Annotated in this window: 7 protein-coding genes; all 7 read left to right on the top strand. The window is 71.3% G+C overall.

Annotated elements, in window-relative coordinates:
* A partial coding sequence (locus CCN42_RS24605) for a peptidoglycan D,D-transpeptidase FtsI family protein (protein ID WP_158102126.1) occupies positions 1 to 1,832 on the top strand: 1,832 nt, incomplete at its 5' end.
* Positions 1,833 to 2,014: 182 nt separating this feature from the next.
* Entirely contained in the window at positions 2,015 to 3,535 is a 1,521-nt protein-coding gene (locus tag CCN42_RS24600) for a UDP-N-acetylmuramoyl-L-alanyl-D-glutamate--2,6-diaminopimelate ligase (RefSeq protein ID WP_086172320.1), read from the top strand.
* A gap of 28 nt (positions 3,536 to 3,563) precedes the next feature.
* Entirely contained in the window at positions 3,564 to 4,970 is a 1,407-nt protein-coding gene (locus CCN42_RS24595; protein ID WP_086738890.1) for a UDP-N-acetylmuramoyl-tripeptide--D-alanyl-D-alanine ligase, read from the top strand.
* Positions 4,970 to 6,040 carry a phospho-N-acetylmuramoyl-pentapeptide-transferase gene (mraY, locus tag CCN42_RS24590; RefSeq protein WP_043500063.1) on the top strand — a complete coding sequence of 357 codons (1,071 nt, stop codon included), beginning with the start codon at positions 4,970 to 4,972 and terminating at the stop codon, positions 6,038 to 6,040. Before CCN42_RS24595 ends, mraY begins: the two co-directional genes overlap by 1 nt.
* Positions 6,022 to 7,446, top strand: a complete 1,425-nt coding sequence (murD, locus tag CCN42_RS24585; protein ID WP_086738888.1) for a UDP-N-acetylmuramoyl-L-alanine--D-glutamate ligase — start codon at positions 6,022 to 6,024, stop codon at positions 7,444 to 7,446. The genes mraY and murD overlap by 19 nt, the downstream gene beginning before the upstream one ends.
* A gap of 145 nt (positions 7,447 to 7,591) precedes the next feature.
* The gene (gene ftsW, locus CCN42_RS24580) at positions 7,592 to 8,935 is read left to right on the top strand and encodes a putative lipid II flippase FtsW (RefSeq protein WP_086738886.1); all 1,344 of its coding nucleotides are present in this window, start codon (positions 7,592 to 7,594) and stop codon (positions 8,933 to 8,935) included.
* A 6-nt stretch (positions 8,936 to 8,941) separates the two neighbouring features.
* Positions 8,942 to 9,997: undecaprenyldiphospho-muramoylpentapeptide beta-N-acetylglucosaminyltransferase (gene murG, locus CCN42_RS24575; protein ID WP_086738884.1), on the top strand; the 1,056-nt coding region annotated here is incomplete at its 3' end.

The raw sequence follows: 9,997 nt of genomic DNA, 5'->3' as shown, positions 1-9,997 counted from the left end.
CCCCGCGGGTCATCCGGCTGGGCAGCCCCCGGCCCCGGCTGCGCATGGTCGGCGTCGCGCTCACCCTGGTCCTGCTGGTCTTCGTCGTCCGGCTGCTCCAGGTGCAGGCCGTCGACGCGAGCGCGTACGCGGCCAAGGCGGAGCGGAACCGGTACGTGGGCCAGGTGCTGGCCGCCGAGCGCGGCGAGATCACCGACCGCGCCGGCGTGGCCCTCGCCACCAGCGTCGACGCCTACGACATCACCGCCGATCCCACGCTCTTCACCCGCGAGCAGCTGAAGATCGACGACGGCCCCGAGCAGGCCGCCGCCCTCCTCGCGCCGATCCTCGGCCAGGACCAGGAGGACATCGTCGGGAAGCTGCGGCCGGAGGACGAGAAGCTGCGCTACGTCAAGCTCGCCGACCGGCAGACCCCGCAGGTCTGGAAGCAGATCAAGGACCTGAAGTCGGCGCTGGCCAACAAGGAGCAGACGGACGGGTCCACGGTGAACGTCCTCGCCGGTGTGCTGGCCACTCCCAGCAGCAAGCGGGTGTATCCGAACGGCGAGCTGGCCGCCGGGATACTGGGCTGGGTCAACGCCGAGGGCAAGGGCGGCGGCGGCATCGAGCAGCAGCTGGACGAGCAGCTGGCCGGCAAGGACGGCGAGATCCGCTACGCCCAGTCCGGCGGCCGCCAGGTGCCCACCGTGGGCGCCGAGGAGACGCCCGCCGTGCCCGGCTCGGACATCGAACTCACCATCGACCGCGACATCCAGTGGGCCGCGCAGAACGCCATCGCCGAGCAGGTGGAGAAGTCGGCGGCGGACCGCGGCTACGTGATCGTGCAGGACACCCGGACCGGCGAGATCCTGGCCATGGCCAACTCGCCCGGCTTCGACCCCAACGACCTGTCCCGCGCCACCTCGGCGAACATGGGCAACGCGGCCCTCCAGGACGCCTACGAGCCCGGCTCCACCGCCAAGGTGATGTCGATGGCCGCCGTGCTGGAGGAGGAGGTCGCCACCCCTGAGACGCGGGTCGTGGTGCCGAACCGGCTGCACCGCGGCGACCGGCTCTTCCAGGACGACATCGACCACCCGACCTGGTACCTGACGCTGAACGGCGTGCTCGCCAAGTCCAGCAACATCGGCACCATCCTCGCCACCGGCCAGCTCGGCAGGACCCAGGCGCAGGCCAACCGCGTCCTCTACTCCTACCTGCGCAAGTTCGGCATCGGCGAGCACACCGGGCTCGACTTCCCGGGCGAGACCAAGGGCATCCTCGCCCCGCCGGACGAGTGGTCGACCTCGCAGCAGTACACGATTCCTTTCGGCCAGGGCGTGTCCATCAACGCGATGCAGGCGGCCTCCGTCTACTCGACGATCGCCAACGGCGGCGTACGCGTCGAGCCCACCCTGATCCGCGGCACGAAGGGTCCAGACGGCCGCTTCACCCCGGCCCCGGAACCCGAGAAGACCCGTGTGGTCAGCGAGAAGACCGCGAAGACGCTGGCCCGGATGCTGGAGTCGGTGGTCGACGACGAGGAGGGCACCGGCACCAAGGCGCGTATCCCGGGCTACCGGGTCGCGGGCAAGACGGGCACGGCCAACCGCGTGGATCCGGCCACCGGCAAGTACCACGGCTACACGTCGTCGTTCGCCGGTTTCGCCCCCGCGGACCAGCCCCGGGTCACCGTCTACTGCGTCATCCAGAACGCCACGAAGGGCAGCTACTTCGGCGGCCAGATCTGCGGGCCGGTCTACAAGCAGGTGATGGAGTTCGCGCTGAAGACGCTCCAGATCCCGCCCACCGGCGCCCAGCCCGCGAATCTGCCGGTGACGTACAAGCCCTGATCAGTCCTGACCAGCACCGAGCACCACCGAGCAACCAGGAACCACCAGTGACAACGATCACCCCGGATCCCGGGAACCAAGGCACCCCCCGCCCCTCACTTCGCTCCGGGGCGGGTACGCCCGGTACGCTCACCGCCGTGCCACACGCTGATCAGTCCCAAACCACCCAGAAGGGCCATCCCGTGACCTATCCGGGACCGCCCCGGCCGGCGCAGGTCTCCGCCACACCCCTCGCGGAACTGGCCGGACAGCTGGGTGTCGCCGCACCGGAGGGCGACGCCGGGGTCACGGGCATCACCCATGACTCGCGCGCCGTCCGTCCCGGCGACCTGTACGCCGCCCTGCCCGGCGCCCGCGCGCACGGCGCCGACTTCGTCACCCAGGCCGCCGGCCTCGGCGCGACGGCCGTGCTGACCGACCCGGCCGGCGCCGAGCGGGCCGCCGCCACCGGTCTGCCGGTGCTCGTCGTCGACGACCCGCGCGCGCGGATGGGCGAACTGGCCGCCACGATCTACGGCCGGCCAGGGCGGGACCTGCTCCAGATCGGCATCACCGGCACCTCCGGCAAGACCACCACGGCCTACCTCGTCGAGGGCGGCCTGAGGACGGTCAGGTCCACGGGCCTGGTCGGCACCGTGGAGATGCGCATCGGCGACGAGCGCATCAAGTCCGAGCGCACCACCCCCGAAGCCACCGACCTCCAGGCCCTCTTCGCGGTCATGCGCGAACGCGGCGTCGAGGCGGTCGCCATGGAGGTCTCCAGCCACGCCCTGGTCCTCGGCCGGGTCGACGGCTGCGTCTTCGACATCGCCGTCTTCACCAACCTCAGCCCGGAGCACATGGAGTTCCACTCCGGCATGGAGGACTACTTCCAGGCGAAGGCGCAGCTGTTCACGCCGGAGCGCAGCAGGCTCGGCGTGGTCAACGTCGACGACGAGTACGGCCGCCGGCTCGCCCGCGAGGCCGGCGTCCCGGTCGTCACCTACTCCGCCGAGGGCCACCCGGACGCCGACTGGCGCGCCGAGGACGTGGTGATCGGCCAGCTCGACTCGACGTTCACCGTGCTCGGCCCGAACGGCGAGCGGATCGCCGCCAAGTCCCCGCTGCCCGGCCCGTTCAACGTGGCGAACACCCTCGCCGCGCTGGTCGCCCTCGCCGCCGCCGGTCTCGAACCGCAGACCGCCGCCGACGGCATCGCCGCCGTGCCGGGCGTCCCGGGCCGGCTGGAGCGGGTGGACGCCGGACAGCCCTACCTCGCGGTGGTCGACTACGCCCACAAGACCGACGCCGTCGAGTCGGTGCTGAAGGCGCTGCGCAAGGTCACCAAGGGCCGGCTGCACGTCGTCCTCGGCTGCGGCGGCGACCGGGACACCACCAAGCGCGCCCCGATGGGCGCCGCCGTCGCACGGCTCGCCGACACCGCCGTGCTGACCTCCGACAACCCCCGCTCCGAGGACCCGCTCGCCATCCTCGCCACGATGCTCCAGGGCGCGGCGTCGGTGCCGGTGCACGAGCGCGGCGAGGTCGTGCTCTTCGAGGACCGCGCCGCGGCGATCGCCGCGGCCGTCGAACGGGCCCGGCCCGGCGACACCGTGCTGGTCGCGGGCAAGGGCCATGAGCAGGGCCAGGACATCGCCGGCGTGGTCCGTCCCTTCGACGACCGCCAGGTGCTTCGCGAAGCCATCCAGAAGACCCAGGGATGAAATCCCGAAAGATCCAGGGGATGAACTTGTGATCGCCCTCTCTCTCGCCGAGATCGCAGAAGTCGTCGGCGGGCAGACGTACGACATACCGGACACGTCGGTCCTGGTGACCGGGCCGGTCGTCCGGGACTCCCGTGAGGCGGGGCCCGGCAGCCTGTTCGCCGCGTTCGTCGGCGAACGCGTCGACGGCCACGACTACGCACCACAGGTCGTGGCGGCGGGCGCGGTCGCCGTGCTCGGCTCGCGCCCCGTCGGCGTGCCCGCGATCGTCGTGGACGACGTCCAGGCGGCGCTCGGCGCCCTCGCCCGCCATGTCGTGAACAAGCTCGGCACGACCCTGGTCGCGCTCACCGGCTCGGCGGGCAAGACCAGCACCAAGGACCTCATCGCGCAGGTGCTCCAGCGCAAGGCGCCGACCGTGTTCACTCCGGGCTCGCTCAACAACGAGATCGGGCTGCCGCTCACCGCGCTCAGCGCCACCGAGGAAACCCGGTTCCTGGTCCTGGAGATGGGCGCCCGCGGCATCGGCCACATCCGCTACCTGACCGGGCTGACGCCCCCGAGGATCGGCCTCGTGCTCAACGTCGGCTCCGCGCACATCGGCGAGTTCGGCGGCCGCGAGCAGATCGCCCAGGCCAAGGGCGAGTTGGTGGAGGCCCTCCCGGAGGACGGCACGGCGGTCCTCAACGCCGACGATCCGTACGTACGGGCCATGGCGTCCCGAACGAAGGCGAAGGTGCTCCTCTTCGGCGAGGCCGACGAAGCGGACGTACGCGCAGAGAACGTGCGGTTGACGGACACCGGGCAGCCCTCCTTCACCCTTCACACACCCTCCGGGTGCAGCGACGTGACCATGCGCCTGTACGGTGAGCACCACGTGTCGAACGCGCTCGCCGCGGCCGCCGTCGCCCATGAGCTGGGCATGTCCGCGGAAGAGATCGCCACCGCGCTCTCCGAGGCGGGCTCCCTCTCCCGCTGGCGGATGGAGGTCACCGAGCGCCCGGACGGCGTGACGGTCGTCAACGACGCCTACAACGCGAACCCCGAGTCCATGAAGGCCGCTCTGCGCGCGCTGGCGGCCATGGGCAAGGGGCGTCGTACGTGGGCGGTGCTCGGCAAGATGGCCGAGCTCGGGGACGAATCGCTCGCCGAGCACGACGCGGTCGGACGGCTCGCCGTCCGGCTCAACGTCAGCAAGCTCGTCGCGGTCGGGGGCAGGGAAGCCGCCTGGCTGCAACTGGGCGCATATAACGAGGGTTCGTGGGGTGAGGAGTCGGTGCACGTGTCCGACGCACAGGCGGCGGTCGACCTGTTGCGCAGCGAGTTGCGCCCGGGGGACGTCGTGCTCGTGAAGGCGTCCCGTTCGGTCGGGCTCGAAAGCGTTGCCCAGGCGCTGCTCGAGTCCGGTGCCGAGGGTGAGGTTGCCGCCCGATGATGAAGCAGATCCTGTTCGCGGGAGTCATTGGCCTCTTCCTGACGCTGGTCGGCACCCCGCTGCTGATCAAGCTCCTCGCGCGCAAGGGCTACGGCCAGTACATCCGTGACGACGGCCCGCGCGAGCACGCCAGCAAGCGCGGTACGCCGACCATGGGCGGTATCGCCTTCATCCTGGCGACGGTCGCCGCGTACTTCCTGTCCAAGGTCATCACCGGCTATCCCCCGACCTACTCGGGTCTGCTCGTCCTTGGTCTGATGGTCGGCATGGGCCTGGTCGGCTTCCTCGACGACTACATCAAGATCGTCAAGCGGCGTTCGCTGGGGCTGCGGGCCAAGGCGAAGATGGCCGGCCAGCTGATCGTCGGTATCGCCTTCGCGGTGCTCTCGCTCCAGTTCGCCGACAACCGCGGCAACACCCCGGCCTCCACCAAGCTGTCGTTCATCACCGACTTCGGCTGGACCATCGGCCCGGTGCTGTTCGTGGTCTGGGCGCTGTTCATGATCCTCGCCATGTCGAACGGCGTGAACCTGACGGACGGTCTGGACGGTCTGGCCACCGGCGCCTCCGTCCTCGTCTTCGGCGCCTACACCTTCATCGGCGTCTGGCAGTTCCAGGAGTCCTGCGCCAACGCGGGCACCCTGACCAACCCGGGCGCCTGCTACGAGGTCCGCGATCCGCTCGACCTCGCGGTCGTCGCCTCCGCGCTGATGGGCGCCTGCCTCGGCTTCCTGTGGTGGAACACCTCGCCGGCCAAGATCTTCATGGGCGACACCGGTTCGCTGGCGCTCGGCGGTGTGCTCGCGGGTCTCGCGATCTGCTCCCGCACCGAGCTGCTGCTCGCCATCCTCGGCGGCCTGTTCGTCCTCATCACCATGTCGGTGGTCATCCAGGTCGGCTCCTTCCGGCTCACCGGGAAGCGGGTCTTCCGGATGGCGCCGCTCCAGCACCACTTCGAACTCAAGGGCTGGTCCGAAGTGCTCGTGGTGGTCCGTTTCTGGATCATCCAGGGCATCTGTGTGATCGTCGGACTGGGCCTCTTCTACGCGGGATGGGCAGCAGAGAAGTGACCGACTGGCAGGGAAAGCGCGTCACCGTCGCCGGGCTCGGCGTCTCCGGCGTCCCGGCGGCCAAGGTGCTGCACGGGCTCGGCGCGACCGTCACCGTGGTCAACGACGGCGACGACGAGCGCGCCCGGGCGCAGGCCGCCGAACTGGAGGCGCTGGGCGTCACCGTCCGCCTCGGCGACGGCGCCACCCTGCCCGACGGCACGGAGCTGATCGTCACCGCGCCCGGCTGGCAGCCGGACAAGCCGCTGTTCACCGCGGCCCGCGAGGCCGGTGTGGAGATCTGGGGCGACGTCGAGCTGGCCTGGCGGCTGCGCCGCCCCGACTCGGCGCCCTGGCTCTGCGTGACCGGCACCAACGGCAAGACCACCACCGTGCAGATGCTGGCGTCGATCCTGAAGGCCGCCGGGCTGCGCACCGCCGCCGTCGGCAACATCGGCGTCTCGCTGCTGGACGCGGTCCTCGGCGACGAGGAGTACGACGTCCTCGCCGTCGAGCTGTCCAGCTACCAGCTGCACTGGGCGCCCTCGCTGCGCGCCCACTCCGCCGCCGTCCTCAACCTGGCCCCGGACCACCTCGACTGGCACGGCTCCATGGAGGCGTACGCGCGCGACAAGGGCCGCGTCTACGAGGGCAACCGGGTCGCCTGCGTCTACAACGTCGCCGACAAGGCCACCGAGGACCTGGTGCGCGAGGCGGACGTCGAGGAGGGCTGCCGGGCCATCGGCTTCACCCTCGGCACCCCGGCGCCCTCCCAACTCGGCGTCGTGGAGGGCATCCTGGTCGACCGCGCCTTCGTCGAGGACCGGCACAAGAACGCCCAGGAGCTGGCCGAGGTCGCCGACGTCGACCCGCCGGCCCCGCACAACATCGCCAACGCCCTCGCCGCGGCGGCCCTCGCCCGCGCCTTCGGGGTGCCCCCGCAGGCCGTACGGGACGGGCTGCGGGCCTTCCGGCCGGACGCCCACCGCATCGCCCACGTCGCCGACGTGGCCGGCGTCGCCTACGTCGACGACTCCAAGGCCACCAACACCCACGCCGCCGAAGCCTCGTTGGCGGCGTACGAGTCGATCGTGTGGATCGCGGGCGGACTGGCCAAGGGCGCCACCTTCGACGAACTGGTGGCCAGGTCGGCGAAGCGGCTGCGCGGGGCCGTGCTGATCGGCGCCGACCGTGCGCTGATCCGCGAAGCGCTCGCGCGACACGCCCCCGAGGTACCCGTGGTCGACCTCGACCGGACCGACACTGGGGCGATGCTCGCGGCTGTCCAGGAGGCCCGGCGCCTCGCCGAGCCCGGCGACACGGTGCTGCTGGCCCCGGCCTGCGCCTCGATGGACATGTTCGTCAACTACAACAAGCGTGGTGACGCGTTCGCGGCGGCCGTCCGCGAACTCGAAGCGGGCGCCTGACGGCGGGTCTCGACCACGGCGGGTGCTTCGGGACCCTTGGAGGGACGAGTGACTCGGATGTGGCACGGGGTGGCCGGCCGGCGGGAGTCCGCCGGTGGCAGGGCGCCGCGGGCGTACGGCCGGGGCGGGCGTACGGGAGCCGGCCATGCCCGGTAGCCGTACGGGCCGTCCTCCGGTGCAGCGGACGGTGCGGCCCCCGGCCGCCCCCCGCGAGAACCCGGTCGTACGGTTCTACACGCGGGCCCGCCGGGCCTGGGACCGGCCGCTGACCGCCTACTACCTGATCCTCGGCGGCAGCCTGCTGATCACCGTGCTCGGGCTGGTGATGGTCTACTCGGCCTCCCAGATCACCGCGCTGCAGATGTCGCTGCCAGGGTCGTACTTCTTCCGCAAGCAGCTGCTCGCCGCCGTGATCGGCGCCGGGCTGCTCTACGCGGCGTCCCGGATGCCGGTGAAGCTGCACCGGGCCCTCGCCTACCCGATCCTCGCGGGCGCCGTCTTCCTGATGGCACTGGTGCAGGTGCCCGGGATAGGAGTGGCGGTCAACGGCAACCAGAACTGGATTTCGCTCGGCGGCTCCTTCCAGATCCAGCCCAGCGAGTTCGGCAAGCTCGCCCTGGTCCTGTGGGGTGCCGACCTGCTCGCCCGCAAGCAGGACAAGAAGCTGATGGCGCAGTGGAAGCACATGCTGGTGCCGCTCGTTCCGGTGGCGTTCCTGCTGCTCGGGCTGATCATGCTCGGTGGGGACATGGGCACCGCGATCATCCTGACCGCGATCCTGTTCGGCCTGCTCTGGCTGGCCGGGGCGCCCACCCGGCTGTTCGTCGGGGTGCTGGCGGTCGCCGGGGCGATCGGCGCGATCCTGATCAAGACCAACTCCAACCGGCTGGACCGCTTCGCCTGCATCGGCGCCACCGAGATGGGCCCCGACGGCTCCTGCTGGCAGGCCGTGCACGGGATCTACGCCCTCGCGTCCGGCGGACTCTTCGGTTCCGGGCTCGGTGCGAGTGTGGAAAAATGGGGTCAACTCCCCGAAGCGCACACCGACTTCATCTTCGCCGTCACCGGTGAGGAACTGGGCCTCGCGGGGACGCTGTCGGTGCTCGCCCTCTTCGCCGCTCTAGGCTATGCGGGTATCCGCGTGGCCGGACGCACGGAGGACCCCTTCGTCAGGTATGCCGCGGGAGGCGTGACCACATGGATCACGGCCCAGGCCGTGATCAACATGGGTGCGGTGCTCGGCCTGCTGCCGATCGCCGGAGTCCCGCTCCCGCTGTTCTCCTACGGGGGTTCCGCCCTGCTGCCGACCATGTTCGCCATCGGGCTGCTGATCGCCTTCGCGCGCGACGAGCCCGCTGCGCGGGCGGCGCTTGCGATGCGGCAACCCCGCTTTGGTAGAAAGCGGGGGGCTGGGGGCTCTGCGGGGCCCCGGAGATGGAACACGATGCGACGGCGCACCTCGGCGGTGCGTACGTCCGGAGAGCGGTGAATTTCGGTGCATGTCGTACTCGCCGGCGGGGGTACCGCGGGCCACATCGAGCCCGCGCTCGCCCTCGCGGACGCCCTGCGCAGGCAGGACCCGACCGTGGGCATCACGGCCCTGGGCACGGAGCGCGGCCTGGAGACCAGGCTGGTCCCCGAGCGGGGTTACGAGCTGGCGCTGATCCCGGCCGTCCCGCTGCCCCGCAAGCCCACCCCCGAGCTGATCACCGTCCCGGGCCGGCTGCGCGGCACGATCAAGGCGGCCGAGCAGATCCTGGAGCGGACCAGGGCGGACGTCGTGGTCGGCTTCGGCGGCTATGTCGCGCTGCCCGGCTACCTGGCCGCCAAGCGCCTCGGCGTGCCGATCGTCATCCACGAGGCCAACGCCCGGCCCGGCCTCGCCAACAAGATCGGTTCGCGCTACGCCGCGCAGGTCGCCGTCGCCACCCCGGACAGCAAGCTCCGGAACTCGCGCTACATCGGCATCCCGCTGCGCCACTCCATCGCCACCCTTGACCGGGCCGCCGCCCGCCCCGAGGCGCGCGCGATGTTCGGGCTCGACCCCAATCTGCCGACGCTGCTCGTCTCGGGTGGCTCGCAGGGCGCCCGCCGTCTCAACGAGGTCGTCCAGCAGGTCGCGCCCTGGCTCCAGCAGGCCGGGATCCAGATCCTGCACGCGGTGGGCCCGAAGAACGAACTGCCGCAGGTGCACCAGATGCCGGGGATGCCCCCATACATCCCGGTAAGTTACCTGGATCGGATGGACCTCGCGTACGCCGCGGCCGACATGATGCTCTGCCGCGCGGGCGCGATGACCGTCGCCGAACTGTCCGCCGTCGGACTCCCGGCCGCCTACGTCCCGCTGCCCATCGGCAACGGCGAGCAGCGGCTGAACGCCCAGCCGGTGGTCAAGGCCGGCGGCGGGCTGCTGGTCGACGACGCGGAGCTGACCCCGGAGTGGGTGCAGCAGCACGTGCTGCCCGTGCTCGCCGACCCGCACCGGCTGTACGAGATGTCCCGCGCCGCCGCCGAGTTCGGCCGCCGGGACGCCGACGAGCTGCTCGTCGGC

It is taken from the genome of Streptomyces glaucescens (assembly GCF_002154375.1).
Classification (GTDB): domain Bacteria; phylum Actinomycetota; class Actinomycetes; order Streptomycetales; family Streptomycetaceae; genus Streptomyces; species Streptomyces glaucescens.
The sequence above is the reverse complement of the archived record's forward strand: the minus strand, read 5'-3'. Positions and strand labels throughout refer to the sequence as shown.